This is a genomic window from Streptococcus infantarius subsp. infantarius ATCC BAA-102, from assembly GCF_000154985.1.
Taxonomy (GTDB): domain Bacteria; phylum Bacillota; class Bacilli; order Lactobacillales; family Streptococcaceae; genus Streptococcus; species Streptococcus infantarius.
Map to the genome: position 1 here is coordinate 16,390 of NZ_DS572689.1, position 19,181 is coordinate 35,570.

Consider the following 19,181-nt stretch of genomic DNA (forward strand, 5'->3'; position numbering starts at 1 on the left):
TGGCTTTTAGGGAATATTGGCATAAAAAAAGCCAGATGATTTCTCATCTGGTAATTTTTATGATTAGTCTTCACTTTCAACGGCAGTATTTTGAGCTGCTTCAGTTGTTTCTTCAACTGCTTCTTCAACAGGTGCAGCTTCAACAACTTCTTGTTCAGCTCTGTTAACAACACGTTTTAAAGCACCAAGTTCAAATGTTAGATAAACACCATCGATGTCCAAAACCATTTTTTGGTTAGCAGTGTCAACTTCATCAACAACACCGTAAAGACCACCAATTGTTACGATTTCATCACCTTTTTGCAATGCTTTAAGTTGATCTTGACGGGCTTGTGCTTGTTTCTTTTGAGAACGTTGCATGAACCAAATCAAACCAACCATAACGAGCAACATAATAACTGTTGGCATAAGAATCCTCCATAAATATAAGCTTAATGACAACTATACCAAATTACATTTAACAACGCAAGAAATGACCGTTAAAACTCCCAAAGTTTACTAGCATCAGTCACCTTAGCGTAAACAACCTGCGTTTGTTCTTCAAAACCTAAACTTTCATAGAGCCTTTTAGCCGCTAGATTATCTGATTCAACCGCAATTTGAAAGGCCTTCTCATTTTCAGCTAGCAAGCTATTGACAAGTACTTTCATAAAATAAGTCCCAATCCCTTGACCACGGTAGCCTTCGGCAACTACTAAGCCATAAAGGTAATTGTAAGTCGTGCTAAAATCCACCGTGCAAGAAGCAACAACTTCGTCGTCTTTCATCACAATATAAAGTTTTCCAGTCTCATCAACTAGAGCTTCTTTTGCATAGCGTAGTGTAACCTCATGAGGTTCGCCAAAAGCTTTTGCTTGAAAGTCTGCAATCGCTTCAAGGTGTTTTCTACTAGCTTTGGTGACCGACAAATCGTCACGCTTTTCAAGCAAATAGGCTTTTCGTTGTCGACTAAGCCAATACTCAAAATCATCTTCTAGAGTCATGCCAAGATTAGCCAGCACATCTGGGTGTTTTGCTAAGAAAGCTCGCTCCGACATTACTGTAAAACTCAGCTGATACTCTTGCATGGTTTCACGGAAAACATGAAACAATTCTTTAACGTATCCTAAGCGGCGATAATTAGGATGAACCATAATAGCAAGTTCTGTCTCGTCGGGCACGTCAGCATAAACTGTCAGTAATCCCACGAGTTGATTCTTATCATAAGCTAAAAAGAAAGCTGGCATCTCCTGATCAAAATTGAGATTATTCGATAAATACGGGATGCGGTGAGTCCCATCAAAAACCTGAACTTCTTTGATTAATGCTTCTACCTGTAATTTTTGTTCTTTATCTAAACAAGGTGTCTTAATAACGGACATCATCTTTTTCCTTTTTTCTAGCACATCCTCATGATGCAAAAAAAGCCCGAGGCACTAGCCCCAGACTATAATCATTTATTAACGGTCATTGTATCCATTTGGATGACTTGAATGCCATGCCCAAGCAGAAGCAATGATTTTTTCAATATCATCAAATTGTGGCTTCCAACCAAGAATTTCACGCGCTTTATCTGATGACGCAACAAGGGTATCTGGGTCACCAGGACGACGGTCAGCAAGTTCTGCAGGAATTTCTTTACCCGTTACTTTACGAGCTGCTTCAAGGATTTGAAGGTTTGAAAAACCAGTGGAAGAACCTAGGTTAAAGGCAGTTGATGGGTTTCCTTCGCGAAGATATTTAACCGCAAGCAAGTGAGCATCTGCTAGGTCAAATGGGTGGACGTAGTCACGGATATTTGTACCATCTGGTGTGTTGTAATCATTACCAAAAATCATGATTTTTTCACGAACACCTTGTGCCACTTGCAAGATAATTGGCAACAAGTGTGTTTCTGGTCCATGATCTTCACCGATAGAACCATCTGGTTTAGCACCAGCCACGTTAAAGTAACGAAGTGGAACAAATTTAATGCCGTAAGCTTGGTCAGACCATTTCATGATTGTTTCCATCATGAGTTTACTTTCACCGTATGGATTGATTGGACGTTGAGGTGTAGTTTCCTTAATTGGAAGTTCATCTGGAATACCGTAAGTTGCTGCAGTTGATGAGAAGACAATGTATTTAACACCAAATTCATTCATCACTTCAAGCAATTTAATCATACCAGCAGTGTTGTTATCAAAATATTTAAGTGGTTTTTCCATTGATTCAGCAACCAATGAATAAGCAGCAAAGTGAATCACAGCATCAATGTCTGGATTTTCTGTAAAGACTTTGCGCATGAAATCTTGATCAGCAAGATCGCCTTGATAGAATGTTGCATCAGGATGAACCGCTGCACGGTGGCCTGTTACCAAACTATCGACAACAACAACTTTTTCTTCACCTTTTTCAATTAAACGATCAACCATGTGAGAGCCAATGTAACCAGCCCCACCAAGCACTAAAATTGACATTTATTTTTCTCCTATTCTAACCCCACGCTGTTCACAAAGCGCATAAAGGCTTCTCTTCCTTTTTCATCACGTTTGTAAACACCTGCATCTTCTAAAACGCGAACAAAAACGTGACCGACTTCTTCTTGTACGATATCATGTACGTTATCAGTCGTAATATCCGAACGCTTTTTAATCTCATCCGCCCAATCCTTATGATAGGCAGCGATTTCATTATACTGGTTCAAAAGATATTTTTCAACTTCTAGCAATTCATTTTTGAGACGAGGTGGCAAAATAGCTAAGCCCATTACCTCAATTAGTCCAATATTTTCCTTTTTTATATGTTGCACATCAGCATGTGGATGATAAACACCATCAGGAAATTCAGCAGTGGTGTGATTGTCGCGAAGAACGATATCTAGTTCAAATTGCCCATCACGTTTGCGCGCAATCGGAGTCACTGTGTGGTGTGGCGTATCGCCTGTATAAGCCACCACATCAACACTCGCGTCAGAATAATCTCGCCAAGCCAAACGAATTTTTTCACCTAGTTCTACCAAGCGCTCTTTATTCTTGCTGCGAAGACGAATGACTGACATTGGCCATTTGACAATACCAGCTGTTACATCTGAAAAGCCTTTGAAATGAAACTCATTGTCTAGTTCTGCTATTTCCATAGGAAAGACATGACGTCCACCTTGATAGTGGTTGTGAGTCAAGATTGACCCACCAACAATTGGCAAGTCGGCATTTGACCCAGCAAAATAACCTGGGAAAATATCGACAATATCTAAGAGCTGTTCGAAAGTAGCTTTACTGATAACCATTGGAACATGCTCAGTATTTAAAATAATACAATGTTCATTGAAGTAAGCATAAGGCGAATATTGGAAGCCCCATTTTTCATCACCTAAATTTAAGCGAATGATACGGTGATTAGCACGCGCTGGATGATTAAGGCGACCTTGATAGCCTTCATTTTCCATACATAACTGACATTTTGGATAAGAAGATGCCTTGGCTAACTTAGCTGCAGCAATGGCCTTGGGATCTTTTTCAGGTTTTGATAAATTAATGGTAATTTGAATATCGCCATACTGTGATGGCACCGTAAAAGCAATATTTTTGGCGATTGCAGCTACTTTAATGTAGTCATTTCGTTTGCTGAGTTCGTAAAAATCTGCGACAGCTTGTTGAGGAGATTGAGCATACATATCCCAGAAATTGCGATTCACCTGACTTGGGACAGGTGTGATGAAGTTCATCAATTCAGCACCCAAACAATCCCTTTCAGCCATTAAGTCACCAACCTTACCATTTTTCACAGCTAGGTTAACCAGTTCTTCTTTAAGAGCAATCAAATCTGTTTGATTTGTCTCTTGCTCTGCACCATCCTCGCCCACAAGGGCAAGGATGCGATTGCGCAAGTAAAACATATCATCTTCAGTATAGTCGCTAGCTTCAATCACTTTAGCGACAAAAGTATCTAAAAGTTTCATCATTTTATCGTCTTCTTTTTATTCTTTATTTTCGTGAAAGGACACGTGAACCACCAGCAATTTCAGCGATATAGAAGGCTGGCGCATAACCAATTGTTTCTGTATAAACTTGTTCAACAGCTTTTGTAAAATCATCAACTTTATCTTTAGCAACAATGGCAATACCACAGCCACCGAATCCCGCTCCTGTCATACGAGCTCCGAGAACACCTTCTTGTTGCCAAGCTGTGTGAGCAAGGGTATCAAGTTCGATACCAGTTACTTCGTAGTCATGTTCAAGTGAGACGTGTGAGGCATTAACCAAGCGACCAAATTTTTCAAGCTGACCTGCTGTCAAAGCTTCTTTGGCTTGAAGGGTACGTTGATTTTCCCAAACAGCGTGGCGAGCACGTTTTAGTCGATTGTCATCTTTAATAAGGTAACTATATTCGTCAAATGTTTGCAAATCAAGCTCACCGAGAGTATTGATATCAAGCACTTGATTAAGTTCTTCTACAGCTTTTTCACATTCCGCACGACGTTCATTGTATTTTGAATCGGCTAATTCACGGCGTTTATTGGTATTCATAATCACAATGACATTGTCATCAAGGTCCAAAGGAACAAGGTCATATTCTAGAGTATTGGTATCAAGGTAGATGGCCTGTTTTTCAGCTCCCATACCGATGGCAAATTGGTCCATGATTCCTGAGTTCACTCCGATAAACTCATTTTCAGTTTGTTTACCAATTTTTACCAAATCCAAACGGTCTAATTTTAGGTTGAATAATTCTTCAGCAACAATCCCTACCAAAAGTTCTAGTGAAGCTGATGATGACAAACCAGAGCCATTTGGAATATTCCCATTAACATAAAGTTCAAAACCAGATTCAATCTTGTGTCCAGCTTCTTTCAAGAATTTGATAACACCTTTTGGATAGTTTGTCCAGCTATCTTTTTTATCGTAGACAAGATTGTCAAGATCAACATCAATAATGCCTAATTCGTCAAAGTTAGCTGAGTAAAAACGAAGGGTCTTATCAGCACGTTTACGAGCGGCACCGTAAGTTCCAAGCGTAATCGCTGCTGGGAAAACATGACCACCATTATAGTCAGTGTGTTCACCGATTAAGTTGATACGACCTGGTGAGAAGAAAGTTGCGTCTGCGTCGCTTCCAAAAACATTAGTAAAAGCTTGGTTAAGTTCTTTAGTATTCATGAGGGTCTCCTTTTTTCTTGTTTCTTTTATGATTACGGTTTCATTTTAACCTCCTAGTTAAACTAAGTCAATATTTTTTACTAAAGTTTTACTTAAAATTTTTGTTTTTTCTGATAATGTGATATAATAATACTAAGAAAGAAGGGATACTTATGGCTACATTAAAAGATATCGCAAAGTTAGCAAATGTTTCATCAGCGACCGTCTCACGAGTCCTTAACAAAGACAAAACCCTCTCCGTTGGTGAAGAAACAAGACACCGTATTTTAACCATTGCTGAAGAGTTGGGTTATGAAAAACACAAACGCAGCACAAACAGCAACCAAGAACGTCAAAAAATCGCTATCGTGCAGTGGTACAGCGAACAAGAAGAGTTAAACGACCTTTACTACTATAGTATTCGTATCGGTCTTGAAAAACGCGCCCAAGAATTGGGCTATGATGTGGTTCGTTACTTTAATAACGATATTTTAACCATTTCAGAAAATGTCAGTGGTATTATTGCCATTGGTAAATTTTCTAGTGAACAAATTAACCGCCTCGAAAATCTTTCAAAAAATCTTGTTTTCGTTGATAGCGACACCTTAAATGCTGGTCATCCTTGTGTGACAACTGATTTTGATAATGCCGTTGTTAAAGTCCTTGACTACTTCATGCAACAAGGCTTTACAAAAATCGGTATGATTGCTGGTGAAGAACGTACGACTGACCAGAAAGAACTCATTGTCGACCAACGTTTCCGTACTTTTAAAAACTACGCTTACGAAAATAATCTTTACAACCCTGACTATGTCTTTGTCGGTGATTTTTCAGCACCTTCAGGATATGCTTTGATGAAAAAAGCCATCACCGAACTAGGTGATGACCTTCCACAAGCTTTCTTTGTAGCAAACGATACCCTAGCCATTGGTGCCCTTCGTGCCCTTCAAGAAGCTAACATTTCCGTACCTGACCGCGTCAGCCTCATTTCTTTTAATGATACAGCCCTAACTAAGCAAGTCTTTCCTGCTCTTTCAAGTATCACCGTTTATACCGAAGAAATGGGACGCACAGCCGTAGATATCTTAAATCATCAACTGATCAAACGTCATACCGTCCCAACCATGACGCGACTCGCAACCACACTAACCCTTCGCGAAAGTACAAAATAAAAAAAAAGCCTGAATTGTACTGACCCCAAAAAGTTGGACAATAAATTATTGAAAGGATTTAGTTCTGTATTGCACAGGACTGAGTCCTTTTAATTTTGTCTTGATACGTTTATTGTTGTAATAAAAAATATAATCCGTAATGGCTTGTTCTAGCTTATCAAGCGACTTAAAAGTCTTTTCATAACCGTAAAACATCTCAGACTTTAAGATGCCAAAGAAGGACTCCATCATGCCATTATCTGGACTATTTCCCTTGCGTGACATAGATGGACGAATCCCTTTGGATGCCAAGAAATCATGATAAGACTGGTGTTGATATTGCCACCCTTGGTCGCTGTGAAGAATAGTTCCTTGGTAAGAGGTAGCCGGAAATGCTCTTTTAAGCATGGTTTGAACCTGTTTTAAATCAGGTGAGCGTGACAAGGTGAATTCAATAATCTCACTATTGTATCCATCAAGAACAGGGGATAAATAGAGTTTCTCTCTAATATTTGGTAAAGCGAATTCAGTGACATCCGTATAACACTTCTCATAAGGCTTAGCCCCTTCAAACTGACGTTGAATTAGATTATCAGCTTTCTTCCCAATCTCTCCCTTGTAAGACGAGTATTTACGCTTACAACGAGTACGAGCAGCGAGTCCCATGAGTTTCATTAACCGTTGAACCTTCTTATGATTGATAACAAATCCTCGGTTTCTTAGTTCTAAATAAATACGACGGTATCCATAATTGCCTTTATGGTCAACGTAAATGGTTTGAATCATCTCTTTGACCTTCTTATCTTTCTTAGCTCTATTAAACCGTTTCAACTGATAATAATAAGTAGAACGAGCTAGCTTAGCGGTTTTTAGTAAGAGGTCTAATCGAAATCCTCCTGAGACCAGTTCTCTAACTGTTTCCGCCTTTTGCGCTGTAAGGCTTCGTCCCTCAAGCGCAATTCCCTCAACTTTTTTAGATAAGCTACCTCGGTACGCAGACGCTCATTCTCTTCCAGAATATGTTCTAGCTCAGTCATTTCTTTACAAGTTTTCTTTGGTTTACGTCCCATCTTACTCGGTCTCCCTCGTTGTTTCTCAACAATAGTATACCCGTTTTTCTTGTATTGTGCTATCCAATTGGTGAGTAGGGATTGTTGGGGAAGAGCATAATCCAGTGATACGGTGAGCTGAGATTGACCGTCAATAAGAACTTTATTAATGATTTCCTGCTTTAATTTAGAGGGATAATACTTATTTTTCCCTTTTTTAACAACCTCAATACCATGTCTCTCCATAAGCCGTACCATGTACTTAAGATTGGATAGACATACACCGTACTTTCGACTAATATAAGGCCAAGAAAAACCAGCCTGTCTTAACTGATATATTTCTAGTTTATCTTCATAACTTAATTTCATACAAAAACACCCCAATCGTTAGATTTTTTTCTGTCTAACTTTTGGGGTGCAGGTCAAATAATATTCGGACTTTTTTTATTCTCACCCTACTTTCACGCAGAAGGCATCCCAGGGTTGGAGTTGGTGGTTTTCAAAGTCAGTGAGTTCAGTGATATTACTAATGATTGTTTTTTGATAAGCGAAGTTTGTTTCAAAGGCTTGGGCTTGATCGGATAAGTTTGCGACCACTAGGTAAGTTTCTTCTGCTGTTTTTCTGAGGTAAGCAAACACTTTATCAGCTGTCTCTAAAAGTTCAAAATCAGCGTCAATCAACCAATCGTTTTCTTTTCGAAGCTTGATGAGTTTTTGGTAAGTGTAGAAAATAGAATCTGGATTGTCTAGGGCTGCTTGTACATTAATTTCTGTGTAATTTGGATTGACTGGCAACCAAGTCTTATCAGCAGTTGAAAAGCCAGCATTCTGACTGCTATCCCACTGCATTGGGGTTCTGGCATTGTCACGTCCAATCATGCGAATGCTATCCATGATTTCTTCTAGCGTCTTACCATTTTCAAGGGCTTCTTTGGCAAAATTAAGCGACTCGATATCATCAATTTCTTCCAAATCCTTAAACGGATAATTGGTCATTCCAATTTCCTCACCTTGATAAATATAAGGCGTTCCACGCATTAAGTGTAAGGAAATAGCTAGCGCTTTAGCTGATTTTTCACGATAAATGTCTGTGTTACCCCAGATAGAAAGTACGCGCGGCAAATCATGATTGTCCCAGAAAAGGGAATTCCAACCCTGACCAAGTTCAAGTTCAGTCTGCCATTTGTTAAAAATAGCTTTGAGAGCGGGAACGTTTAGTTCTTCTTCGTATTCCCATTTTGAGGCATCTGGTTTGTGCTGAAGACCAATGTGTTCAAACTGGAAGACCATAGACAATTCTTTCTCAGCTGGCGATGAGTACTGCTTAGCAATTTCTGGTGTTGCTCCCCAAGTTTCACCAACCGTTAGCAAATCTTTCCCAGCTAAAGTTTTTTGGTGCATTTCTTTTAAGTAATCGTGCAATTTTGGACCGTTGTTTGCGATGAGTTTGTCAGGAATTTTCCCAATCATGTCAATCACATCCATACGAAAACCAGAAATTCCTTTGTCAATCCAGCGATTCATCATGTCGTAAACAGATTGACGCAAGACCTTATTTTCCCAATTCAAATCAGGTTGTTTTTTACTGAAAAAGTGCAAGTAATATTGACCAGAAGCAGCATCATATTCCCAAGCAGAGCCTCCAAAAATCGACTCTAGCTCGTTTGGATCATCACGCCAAATATAAAAATCTCGATACTGGCTGTCTGGATTTTCACGCGCTTCAACAAACCAAGCGTGTTCGTCCGATGTATGATTAACCACCAAATCCATAATGATACGAATGCCACGCGCCTTAGCCTCTTCTAGCAATTCTTCCATGTCAGACATATCACCAAAAATATCTGCAATCGCCTCATAATCTGAAATATCATAACCATTATCATCCATAGGAGACTGATAAACTGGTGAGAGCCAAATCGCTGTAATACCAAGCTTTTTAAGATAATCTAGCTTACTGATAATTCCCTGCAAATCTCCAACACCATCACCATTTGAATCCTTAAATGATTTTGGATAAATCTGATAAATTGTTGCCTTATGCCACCAATGCTTTTCCATAGAGCACCTCTTTTCTTACAATTCTTTGACTCTATTTTAGCTTTTTATTTTAAATTATGCAATCGTTTGCACTAAACTTTTTCCAATCTTTCACACAAAAAAGATTCCCAAATAATTTTGAGAACCTTTTTACGGATGAATTTTAAAATATCAGTTCTCGACCGTTTTCAGTCACTGTATAAGTCAACTCCTTGAGATTAATTTTAGCTTCTGCTACAACACTGCTACCTTGATTTCGACGGGTAATGACCAATGTATTTTCATCTAAAACTTCAACATCAATGCTACCATCAAGGTCAAAAGCCGCAGATTGATTTCGGAAGGTAAAGAGCTTAAGCAAGGCTTGAACTACCGGACGCTTAACCTCTTCAGCAATTTCTTCACTCGTATAATAATGACGATTAATATTGCGACCTTCTTTGGTTTTTTCTAGCAATTCTAGGTCGTTTTTCCCTGCTAAAAAGCCAACATAATAAACTTGCGGAATGCCTGGTGCAAAAGCTTGAATCAAGCGAGCAAGGAAATATTTCTTGTCATCATCACCAAGTGCTGAATAGTAGGTCGAATTGATTTGATAAATATCAAGATTGTTGTACTCTGCTGATGAATATTTACGTTTCACATTAGCACCAACTTTATAGAGCTCATTTGACGTGTAATCAATTTCCTCATCCGTCAAGATATCTTTGACATCAACCACACCAATCCCGTCGTGCGTATCCAGTGTTGTAAATTGTTTCATTGGAGACATTTTCAACCATTTTGCCAAGCGTTCAACTTTTCCGCTGTATAAACTATAAAGCGTCACCATTGGAAGAGCAAAATCGTAAACGTAGTAGTCATGTTCAGCAATTTTAAACTGAATCGAATAATGTTCATGAATTTCTGGAAGCAATTCTGTACCAGATTCCGCAGCAATGCTACGTACTTTATCAAGCAAACCCCAGATATCCGGTTCTACAAAGAAATCATTAGTATCCAATTTCTTAACTGCATAAGCAAAGGCATCTAAGCGAATGAGATCACAGCCATTTTCTGCTAAATGTTTGATAGTCTTTCGAATGAAATCCATGGTCACTTCTTTTGTCACGTCAAGGTCAATTTGTTCCTCACCGAAAGTGTTCCAAAGATGCTCAACTGAACCATCCGCAAAATGAATTTCCTGCTTTGGTGCACTGTCTTTACGCTTGTAAATCAAATCGATATCAGCTTGGGTCGGACGATTTTCAGGCCAAAAGTGATCCCAATTAAGAAACATATCCTTGTATGGACTTGATTCGTGTTTTTCTTGATAATCTTTATAATATTTTGATTGACGGGAAATGTGATTAATCATGAAATCAAACATGAGGTAGTACCGCTCACCAAGAGCTTTCACATCATCCCAATCACCAAAAGCGGAATCAACCTCGTCATAATCAACAGGTGCAAAACCACGGTCACCTGTTGAGGGAAAGAAAGGCAAAAGGTGAATACCTCCGACAGCTTCGCCGAAATACTTATCAAGATTTTGTTTAAGTTCTTTTAAATTTTTACCCAGACTATCCGAGTAAGTGATTAACATTGTTTTATTTTGAATTCCCATAGTTATTCCTTTGTTTTATTTTCATCATTTATATTGTGCGTTGAAAACGGGCTACAGGCTTGGTAAAAAAGATGAGCCACTTTGTGCCTTAATGACACCACATCACTTCCGTATTTTTTCACTGTGCCCGCTATACGTCTTATATATTACGACGTGAAAAAACAAAATCGATAATATTTTGTTTTCGAGCTAGTAAGGTGGTTAGCTAAGCTGCAATAGCGATTAGCGTTAGTTGATGAGTTGCTTTAGCAGCCATCAACTATACCAAGTTAAGTTGAACACGACCTACGAGCAGTACAAAAAAGATAATTTTTTCCTAGAACGTACATGTTCTGCGTCAAAATTCCTATTTTTGCTACGCTCGCTATACGGCCTATCCTTACTTCACTGCGCCGTTGCTCATTCCTGAAATGATATGTTTTTGGAAAATGAGGTAAACGATTGTGATAGTAATAATACCAACGACGTATGATGCAAAGCTTGGTCCGTAGTCGCTGAGGTATTGTCCTGTGTAGTTGTATTGAAAAAGTGGCAATGACCATGACTCTGAAGATTTATTCAACATTAAGAGGGGGAGCATAAAGTCATTCCAGAACCAAAGAGCATTGATAATCAAAGTTGTGGCATGCATTGGTTTTAACATTGGAAAGACCACTTTGCGGTATGTGGTAAATTTATCAGCTCCGTCAATTTCAGCAGCTTCATCCAAACTTTCAGGAACACTTAGCTTAATGTAACCAACATACAAGAATAAGGTTTGTGGTACAGCATATGTTAAGTACAAAATAATCAAACCCCAAATATTTGTCAAGCCAAGTCGACTCATCATCACTGTGATTGGAATCATGATAACTTGAAATGGCACAAAAATTCCCAAAATCAATAAACTATACATAATATTGAAAGCACGTTTTTTACTCATATTACGTGCAATGGAATAAGCTGCCGCAGGAATAAATAAAGTCACCAAAATCACTGATACAACGGTGATAATAGTTGAATTTAAGAAATAATGTCCGATGCCATCAGCAAGCAAGCGTGTGTAGTTGCTTAGAGTGACAGGATTTGGAAAAGCAAAGAAATGTTGCATGATATCCTTAGTTGTCTTAAACGAACTAAAGACAGTTGCTAATAAAGGAATCAAAATCAGAATTGAACCTGCAATTAAGAGCACATATTTCCAAAAAGTATTATAACGTTCTTCTTTTTTCATCTCTCACTCCTATACTTCAAAACGACTTGATAATTTAAGTTGCAACACTGAAACAAGAACAATGATGGCAAAAAGAATCAAGGCAATTGCATTAGCATAACCGTATTGGTTACTTGAAAAGGCATAATTGTAAACCAAAAGTCCGATTGATGTTGTTGAATTGCTTGGTCCACCACCAGTTAAAGCAAAGATTTGGTCAAAAGCTGTTAAGCCACCTTTTAGTGCCATGATAAAGACCATAGAAATACTTGGTAGCAGATATGGTAATTCAATGTTCCAGAACGTTTGTTTGCTATTTGCGCCATCGATTGCTGCCGCTTCTGTAATCTCACTCGGAATGGTTTGAAGACCAGATAGGAAGAGAATAATCGGCATGGCAACACCTTGCCACAACATAACAAAGATTGCTGCAAAAACAGCACCGCCAGTTGTTCCTAAAAGACTTGTTTTTAAACATTCAATATTCAAAGCTTCGCCGATAGCAGGCAAACCATAGTTAAAAACTTGTTTAAAAATCAAAGACACTGTCAACCCTGACAAAACAGCTGGGAAAAAGAACCAAGCTCTAAAGAACGTTTGACCTTTGATTTTAGTATTCAAAGCACGCGCCACCCAGATACCAATCACAATTTCACCGACAATTAACGCAATGGTCAAAATCAAAGTAAAGCCAAGAGCTTTAAAGAATTTGGTATCCGTTAGCAAGATTTTATAATTGTTGACACCAACAAAATCAAAATTGTAAGTCAATCCAGTCCAGTTTGTAAAACTGTAGAAAGCACCTTGAATCATTGGGAAATAGAAGAAAATTGCTTGTAGAATCAAGGGAACAATCAAGAACACCCAGCCCCAATATTTATTTAAAAATTTTCGCATTCTAGTTTCCTCCTACTTCGTCACATCAGTTTTCATCGGATTGAAAAAGGCATTTAATTCATCTGTATATTGCTTCGCGTCTTTGCTCACCAAATAATTGGCTGTCAAACTAAAGAAGTCATCTTCGCTTGTCCAATTTTCACCAAGCCAAACATAATGTTTATCAGTAAAAGCAAGCTTATAAAGAGAAGCAAGCGGTGATTTATCATCTTCAACTACACCTTCTACAGACACTGGTGAACCATCAACGTCATAGTATTTTTGCATAGCTTTTGCTGATGCCATATAAGAAATGAATGTTTCACATTCTTTTTTATGCTTAGTTGATGATGAGATAGATAAAGCCAAATCACCTGCACCGACAGTTACTTCCTGACCAGCTTTTTCACCAGGAAAGGCAAATGTTGATACTTCAAAATTTGGATTTTGTTGCTTGATAGCAGCTAAAGCCCATGAACCACCAGGCATCATCAAAGCTTTTCCAGTCGCAAACGCCACTACAGAATCATTGTAGGAAGCACCTTGCCAGTTAGTTTGTTGATTTCCTTTATCAGCAAGCAAATCTAGACGCGTTAGCACCCCTTTAACCTCACTATCTGAAGTTGAAATAGAATTAACAGGAGAAAAACGAAGATAATCATTTGCCTTATCACCACTGCCAGTCACACTGATATAGGCTAATTGGTGATAACCATTTAAAGTCCAACCTTCACTGCCAGCAAGCGCAAATGGCGTTTCACCGTCAGTTTTAATTTGTTTAACAAGTGTTTCAAATTCATCCCACGTTTCTGGAACTTTGAGGCCTAATTCTTCAAATTTTGTCTTGTTAAAATAAATCCCTGAAACGTTGGCTGATAGCGGGACGCTATAAATTTTGCCGTTGACAGCATAATTTTTTTCGTAATGATTTTTGATGTTCTCAAGGTATGATTTTCCAGTCATATTCTCAAAGTAACCTGCTTTTGCCCACTCTTTAAAATCAACGTTCTGAGGGTAAATGTTAATGACATCTGGAGCATCGCCTGCGAGCATACGTGTTTTTAGGACGGTACCAGCACTTGGTACACTGGTCATTTTAACATGGATCTTTGGATTTTCTTTTTCAAAATCCTTAATGATTTCTTTTAGCGTATCAACCATTTCTGTTTTTTGGTTGAAATATTCGATAGTTACCTTGCCATCATTAGAGGAATCACTGTTTTTTGAACAAGCTGTCAATGTCAAAGCAGCTGCCGCTGTCAACATTGCCACTCCAGTCACTATTAATCGTTTAGGCCATTTCATAGAAAACCTCCTTATTGTTTCACGAAATAGTATTGTTTACTGAGGTAATCACCTTGTGGGAGAATCGTTGTGAGGCCCGCATACATGAGCTCTGCCCCTGAGAAGACTTGATCTATTCCTTGTAGTTGGTAAGTTGCCTCTTCTTCCAATCCTTTCAACTTAAGTGTTGTTTCAATTGTTTCAATCGTTGACAGTGTGCGCACGTAGGTCACGACAACCTTATCTTCATAAACAAATTCTACGGCTGCTTCATTTGAACCTGCTTCTGGATTGATGAGGCGATATTGTTTACCAAATTGAACAACTGGTCGAATGTCTTTGTAGTGTGCAACCTGAGCAGCAATCACATCTTTTTCAGCTTGTGGTAAACTTGTCAAATCAAGTTCGTAGCCAAGATTTCCCATCATCGCGACATTACCACGAGTTTCAAGCGGTGTTGTGCGCCCCATTTGATGATTAGGACTAGCTGACACGTGAGCTCCCATAGAAATTGTCGGGTAAAGATAGCTTGAACCGTATTGAATTGGTAAACGTGAAATAGCATCAGTATTATCACTCGCCCAAACTTGTGGGAAATAGCGCATCATACCAAGGTCATTTCGACCACCGCCACCTGAGCAAGATTCAAAGAGAATGTTACTATGTTTTTCTGTCAAATAAGACACCAAATCATACAAGCCCAGCATATAAGCATGTGACTGCATTTGTGTCGCAAGGACTGAATCACCATTTCCGATGTTTGTGATATTGCGGTTATAATCCCATTTAACATAATCAATAGCATTTTCTGTCAAAATCTTATCGATAGCTGATTTGATATAGGCTACTACGTCTGGATTAGCAAGGTTGAGCACCAATTGGTTGCGAGAATAAGTATGACCGCGTCCTTTCGATTGAATACCCCAGTCAGGATATGCACGGTAAAGGTCACTGTCCACAGAAATCATCTCTGGTTCAAACCACAAACCAAATTTCAATCCTTTGGCGTGAACTTGATTAATCAAGTCATTTAATGGACCACCAAGTTTTTCTTCGTTAACCACCCAATCACCAAGTGCACGGTTATCATCGAAGCGATTGCCAAACCAACCATCATCAAGAACAAAAAGTTCGATACCAAGCTTGCTAGCTTCATCAGCTAAGTCAAGCAATTTCTCTTTTTTGAAATCAAAATAAGTCGCTTCCCAGTTGTTGATGAGAATCGGACGTTCAACATGAGCAAATTGTTTTGGCATGATATGTTCTTGGACAAATAATTGACTTTCATGAGTCAAATGTGTCAAACCTTTGGCTGAATAAGTCATGATGGCTACTGGTGTGTCAAAACTATCGTCCGCTGACAATTCCCAAGCAAAGTTATCATCGTTAATTCCGATACCCAAACGAACTTCGTTCAATTGATTTTTTTGAACAAAAGCTTGGAAATTACCACTATAAAGCAATTGAAGTGCCAAAGCTTGACCAGCATCTTCCGTAGCTGTGTGGTCACATAACACCATAGCTGGTGTGTGTGCATGACCTGAAGCACCACGATTTGAAGCGACAGTGAAAATACCTTGTTCAAGCTTATGGCGACGAACTGTCTTTTCACGCGCATAAGCTCCTTGCAAAGTCACCACATCATAATCAGAAGCTGGAACATCAAGCATAGTTGACAGAACGCGGTTGATAACAACTGCTTTATCTGATAAATTGCTAATCTTAGCAAAGCTAGAAATTGTTGAACGCTCAGCATAAGCTGTGTAATAAAGCGTCAACTCCAAACCAGCCAACTTATCTTCTAAGACTAAAGCAAGTGTTTCAGCATTTTCTGTACTGTGTGGATTTGGTAGCCCTGCTGCCTCAACAGCTCCTGATAAGACGTGATAATCTTTTAATTTAAATTGCGTTAAGTCATTAGTGTCGTGTGAAATACTAATGGATGGCTGGCGAAAATCACCAAAGCCATGTACCCCCAAAATCTGACGTTGCGTATCGAAACTGTAAGTTCTATCATCAGGAGTTGGATTACCTGAAAAGGCATGGTCTTTTTCAAAAAGAGCATTAGAGCCATGGTAAGCTGTGATTTTTCCTCCAATATGACGAAGCAACAAATCTCCCTCGTGATTTTCAATAATCAGTGACATATTTTTACTATTTACGTAAAATAGATTTCCTTCAATTTTGATCCCCATTGAGCTTCCTCCTTAATATTTACTAAAATTTTACCACCTATTTTCACTATAATGAATGGTAGGATGTTAGATAAATATGGTAAAATGTTGCTTGCGAGGAGGGGATACTTTGAATATTCTAAATACTTATAATGAATTTAATACCAACAATTTTGACTTAAACGTTGACCATTACGGCGCTGAAATATGTGCTAAAAACTACTCTTTTGGCCCAACTGTCAGGGATAACTATGTCCTTCACTTCATTGTAGATGGTAAAGGAAAGTTCACCATTGACGGGATAACAACCCAGCTAAAAACAGGTGATATGTTTATTCTCCCAAAAGGTAAAGTAGCCTTTTACCAAGCCGATGGTGAGCATCCTTGGACTTATCTCTGGGTTGGCTTTAGCGGATCAAAAGCTGAAAATATTTTGAGCAAAACTCAGCTGCTCGACCACTACTTCTGCCATTCGACGCTTGAGTCTAAAGTTCTTGATCAAATCGTCAAATTAACGCAATTTCGTGACCAAAAACTAGATGATGTGACTGAACTCCAACTGACTGCGGAACTCTATAAACTTCTAGCTTTTCTTATGAAAGAATTTCCAAGCAAAGCAATGTCTGATAGCAGTATTTTGATTCAAAATTACATCAAGCAAGTTAAAAAAATCATTCACACACAATATGGAAATCCTTTAAAAATCAGTGAGATTGCAAAAAAGCTCAATCTAAATCGCTCCTACTTGTATAAGATTTTCAAAGAAGAAACAGATTATTCTCTCAAGGATTATCTCATCCAAATCCGCATGGAAAAAAGTGCTGATTTGCTTACCAGAACGACTTTTCACATATCAGAGATCGCAAACGCTGTAGGCTTTCCAGATGCTCTCGCCTTCAGCAAGGCTTTCAAAAAACATTTCGGACAAAGCCCAAGCCATTACCGAAAAGCGCTGAAAAAATAAAACAGAAAACTCCCCCAGAACTAAGTTCTTGGAGAGTTTTTCTTAATTAACTTTAACAAGTCTGACGTTATCAATGTTTAACCATTTGTTGGCAGATGATTTGACGTAAGCGCCAACTTCACACTGTCCGTTTGTGATTTGAATGTTGTCAATGGTATAGGTTTTCCAAGTATTTGAATCTTTGAGAGAGATTTTTTGTTCGTTGCCACCGTAGTTTTTGATATAAAGTTCTGCATTTTCAAGACTTGTACCACCCATAGCATCGATGCTTAATTTGTAAGTACCTGAGCTGAGATTTCCTACTGTTTGATAGATAGAACTTTCATATGCTTTGTCTGACCAGAAGCTGAGTTTATAACGCGTATTATCATAAACTTCGGTCTTAATCCCAGAAATTTGGCCATTTTTCCAAACATTCCAAGATGATGGACTTTCGGTATAACTGTCCCATTCAAAGCTATTGTTTTGAAGAAGATTTGTTAGATTAGAGTAATTAAAGGCTCTGATGCCACGTAGAGCATTTCCTTGGAAATCAAAGACAGCTTGATTTTCCCATTCGTTACCTGTCACATCTGAAACGCCAAGATATGACATCCCTGCTTGTGTGGCCCATGAGACGTTGCCATTATACCAGAGTGGTTCCCAATAGAAGAAACCAAGTCCATTGTTGTTTTTGACGTCTTTAATCTCATCAACCAAGTCTGTCAAAAATTCTTACTGACCATCTTGGCTAGCTTTGTAACCAGCTGCTGCTTCTTCTGTTGCTGTGACAGCATTTGTCTTTTGGTCAAGATTGTCAAGAGTATTGGCATAAGCTGTTTCAACCACAACAACTTTTTTGTTGTAGCGTTCGCTGATATTATCCATATTTTCAGAGAGTTCCGCCAATGTACCGTACCAATATGGGTAATAAGAAATACCGACAATATCAAAATCAACGGATTGCTTAGTGATTTCGTCTAACCACCATTGAAAAGCTGATTTGTCACCGCCGTCTGCTAAATGAAGCATAATTTTTGAGGGTGCTTTGCTGCGTGTCTTTCACAGCTTGAACACCAGATTTTAAGAAAGTCGCTAGGCGAGTGAATTCCTTTCCATCACCACCCCAACTTTTCCCGTAAGACCAAAGCATACCACTGTTAAGTTCGTTACCAATTTGAACCATATCAGGATAAATACCTTTTGCTTTCATCTGATTGAGAACATCAGCTGTGTAAGAATACACTGTTGAATTTAATTGTTCAAAGGATTGATTCTGCCAAGCTTTGGGAAGATTTTGTTTTCCAGGGTCAACCCAGAAGCGTAAGCGAACATAGTTGACACCATTATCTTTTAAAATGGTCAGCGGATCTTGTTGTTTACCATTAATTTTGTAAATAGCTCCGCTTTGTTCCATTTCATCAAGCTTTGAATAATTGAAGGTTAGTTTCAACATTAGCATAGATAATAGCTGCGATAGCTGGTTCTACGATTGATGGACCATGCACACCAACAAACCAGAAGAGCGCCATAGCACCCCCAGATAATGGCAATTCCAAGGTAACCATCTGCTGCCGTGAACAATGGTTGAAGAAGTGTGATAACAGCTTCCGCAAATGAGAATGGGAAAATGTCACGGAATGTTTGAGAAATAGTACCAGGTACTTCTTTTGGCATCTTGATGGTGATGTCACAAAGCACACAGAATTTATAAACATTGACAGTGATAAATGCTGCTAGGATACCTTTTACTCGTGGTGCTAGTTCATT

The 19,181-nt window shown here is 38.7% G+C and carries 15 protein-coding genes and 2 pseudogenes; 2 read left to right on the forward strand and 15 right to left on the reverse strand.

What is annotated here, in order from left to right:
• Positions 1–63: 63 nt before the first annotated feature.
• The 5 genes from yajC to STRINF_RS03495 all read right to left on the reverse strand — a co-directional run bounded on the left by yajC (position 64) and on the right by STRINF_RS03495 (position 5,117).
• Positions 64–408 carry a preprotein translocase subunit YajC gene (gene yajC, locus STRINF_RS03475; RefSeq protein WP_006531635.1) on the reverse strand — a complete coding sequence of 115 codons (345 nt, stop codon included), beginning with the start codon at positions 406–408 and terminating at the stop codon, positions 64–66.
• 71 nt (positions 409–479) lie between these two features.
• Positions 480–1,361 (reverse strand): GNAT family N-acetyltransferase, encoded by an 882-nt coding sequence (locus tag STRINF_RS03480; protein ID WP_043878315.1) that lies wholly within the window; start codon positions 1,359–1,361, stop codon positions 480–482.
• Positions 1,362–1,439: 78 nt separating this feature from the next.
• The gene (galE, locus tag STRINF_RS03485) at positions 1,440–2,438 is read right to left on the reverse strand and encodes a UDP-glucose 4-epimerase GalE (protein ID WP_006531637.1); all 999 of its coding nucleotides are present in this window, start codon (positions 2,436–2,438) and stop codon (positions 1,440–1,442) included.
• Positions 2,439–2,449: 11 nt separating this feature from the next.
• The gene (galT, locus tag STRINF_RS03490) at positions 2,450–3,922 is read right to left on the reverse strand and encodes a UDP-glucose--hexose-1-phosphate uridylyltransferase (RefSeq protein WP_006531638.1); all 1,473 of its coding nucleotides are present in this window, start codon (positions 3,920–3,922) and stop codon (positions 2,450–2,452) included.
• A gap of 22 nt (positions 3,923–3,944) precedes the next feature.
• Complete coding sequence (locus STRINF_RS03495; protein WP_006531639.1) at positions 3,945–5,117, reverse strand: galactokinase; 1,173 nt, start codon at positions 5,115–5,117, stop codon at positions 3,945–3,947.
• A gap of 152 nt (positions 5,118–5,269) precedes the next feature.
• On the opposite strand from STRINF_RS03495, the gene STRINF_RS03500 reads away from it, so the two are divergent.
• Entirely contained in the window at positions 5,270–6,268 is a 999-nt protein-coding gene (locus tag STRINF_RS03500; protein WP_006531640.1) for a LacI family DNA-binding transcriptional regulator, read from the forward strand.
• 45 nt (positions 6,269–6,313) lie between these two features.
• On the opposite strand, the gene STRINF_RS09820 is transcribed toward STRINF_RS03500, so the two are convergent.
• From STRINF_RS09820 to STRINF_RS03540, 7 genes are all read right to left on the reverse strand, one after another.
• A protein-coding gene (locus STRINF_RS09820; protein ID WP_115283723.1) for an IS3 family transposase occupies positions 6,314–7,665 on the reverse strand; the annotation gives its coding sequence in 2 pieces (ribosomal slippage) (positions 6,314–7,206 and positions 7,206–7,665; 1,353 coding nt in all).
• An 81-nt stretch (positions 7,666–7,746) separates the two neighbouring features.
• Positions 7,747–9,357: a glucan 1,6-alpha-glucosidase DexB gene (dexB, locus tag STRINF_RS03515; protein ID WP_006531642.1), complete on the reverse strand. Its 1,611-nt coding sequence runs from the start codon at positions 9,355–9,357 to the stop codon at positions 7,747–7,749.
• A 142-nt stretch (positions 9,358–9,499) separates the two neighbouring features.
• Positions 9,500–10,942 carry a sucrose phosphorylase gene (gene gtfA / locus STRINF_RS03520; protein WP_006531643.1) on the reverse strand — a complete coding sequence of 481 codons (1,443 nt, stop codon included), beginning with the start codon at positions 10,940–10,942 and terminating at the stop codon, positions 9,500–9,502.
• A gap of 379 nt (positions 10,943–11,321) precedes the next feature.
• Positions 11,322–12,155 carry a carbohydrate ABC transporter permease gene (locus STRINF_RS03525; protein WP_006531645.1) on the reverse strand — a complete coding sequence of 278 codons (834 nt, stop codon included), beginning with the start codon at positions 12,153–12,155 and terminating at the stop codon, positions 11,322–11,324.
• A gap of 9 nt (positions 12,156–12,164) precedes the next feature.
• The gene (locus tag STRINF_RS03530; RefSeq protein WP_003063104.1) at positions 12,165–13,031 is read right to left on the reverse strand and encodes a carbohydrate ABC transporter permease; all 867 of its coding nucleotides are present in this window, start codon (positions 13,029–13,031) and stop codon (positions 12,165–12,167) included.
• A 12-nt stretch (positions 13,032–13,043) separates the two neighbouring features.
• The gene (locus tag STRINF_RS03535) at positions 13,044–14,315 is read right to left on the reverse strand and encodes an extracellular solute-binding protein (protein ID WP_006531646.1); all 1,272 of its coding nucleotides are present in this window, start codon (positions 14,313–14,315) and stop codon (positions 13,044–13,046) included.
• 11 nt (positions 14,316–14,326) lie between these two features.
• Positions 14,327–16,489: an alpha-galactosidase gene (locus tag STRINF_RS03540; protein ID WP_006531647.1), complete on the reverse strand. Its 2,163-nt coding sequence runs from the start codon at positions 16,487–16,489 to the stop codon at positions 14,327–14,329.
• A gap of 109 nt (positions 16,490–16,598) precedes the next feature.
• Between STRINF_RS03540 and STRINF_RS03545 the strand changes: the two genes are divergently transcribed.
• A complete protein-coding gene (locus STRINF_RS03545; RefSeq protein ID WP_014334258.1) occupies positions 16,599–17,432 on the forward strand; it encodes an AraC family transcriptional regulator in 834 nt (277 codons plus the stop codon).
• Positions 17,433–17,474: 42 nt separating this feature from the next.
• Here STRINF_RS03545 and STRINF_RS03550 read toward each other — a convergent pair.
• From STRINF_RS03550 to STRINF_RS09825, 3 genes and pseudogenes are all read right to left on the reverse strand, one after another.
• Positions 17,475–18,443, reverse strand: a pseudogene (locus STRINF_RS03550) (glycosyl hydrolase 53 family protein).
• On the reverse strand, positions 18,418–18,873 hold the full coding sequence (locus STRINF_RS10455) for a glycosyl hydrolase 53 family protein (protein WP_306473137.1): 456 nt from the start codon (positions 18,871–18,873) through the stop codon (positions 18,418–18,420). The pseudogene STRINF_RS03550 and the gene STRINF_RS10455 overlap by 26 nt, the downstream one beginning before the upstream one ends.
• A pseudogene (locus tag STRINF_RS09825) lies at positions 18,836–19,160 on the reverse strand (PTS transporter subunit EIIC); the annotation flags it as partial. The gene STRINF_RS10455 and the pseudogene STRINF_RS09825, both read right to left, overlap by 38 nt.
• Positions 19,161–19,181 lie beyond the last annotated feature (21 nt).

Excerpts from the sequence above, each read along its gene's own strand:
- yajC (WP_006531635.1), bottom strand. The coding sequence starts at position 408 with ATGCCAACAGTTATTATGTTGCTCGTTATGGTTGGTTTGATTTGGTTC.
- STRINF_RS03480 (WP_043878315.1), bottom strand. The coding sequence starts at position 1,361 with ATGTCCGTTATTAAGACACCTTGTTTAGATAAAGAACAAAAATTACAG.
- galE (WP_006531637.1), bottom strand. The coding sequence starts at position 2,438 with ATGTCAATTTTAGTGCTTGGTGGGGCTGGTTACATTGGCTCTCACATG.
- galT (WP_006531638.1), bottom strand. The coding sequence starts at position 3,922 with ATGATGAAACTTTTAGATACTTTTGTCGCTAAAGTGATTGAAGCTAGC.
- STRINF_RS03495 (WP_006531639.1), bottom strand. The coding sequence starts at position 5,117 with ATGAATACTAAAGAACTTAACCAAGCTTTTACTAATGTTTTTGGAAGC.
- STRINF_RS03500 (WP_006531640.1), top strand. The coding sequence starts at position 5,270 with ATGGCTACATTAAAAGATATCGCAAAGTTAGCAAATGTTTCATCAGCG.
- dexB (WP_006531642.1), bottom strand. The coding sequence starts at position 9,357 with ATGGAAAAGCATTGGTGGCATAAGGCAACAATTTATCAGATTTATCCA.
- gtfA (WP_006531643.1), bottom strand. The coding sequence starts at position 10,942 with ATGGGAATTCAAAATAAAACAATGTTAATCACTTACTCGGATAGTCTG.
- STRINF_RS03525 (WP_006531645.1), bottom strand. The coding sequence starts at position 12,155 with ATGAAAAAAGAAGAACGTTATAATACTTTTTGGAAATATGTGCTCTTA.
- STRINF_RS03530 (WP_003063104.1), bottom strand. The coding sequence starts at position 13,031 with ATGCGAAAATTTTTAAATAAATATTGGGGCTGGGTGTTCTTGATTGTT.
- STRINF_RS03535 (WP_006531646.1), bottom strand. The coding sequence starts at position 14,315 with ATGAAATGGCCTAAACGATTAATAGTGACTGGAGTGGCAATGTTGACA.
- STRINF_RS03540 (WP_006531647.1), bottom strand. The coding sequence starts at position 16,489 with ATGGGGATCAAAATTGAAGGAAATCTATTTTACGTAAATAGTAAAAAT.
- STRINF_RS10455 (WP_306473137.1), bottom strand. The coding sequence starts at position 18,873 with ATGCTAATGTTGAAACTAACCTTCAATTATTCAAAGCTTGATGAAATG.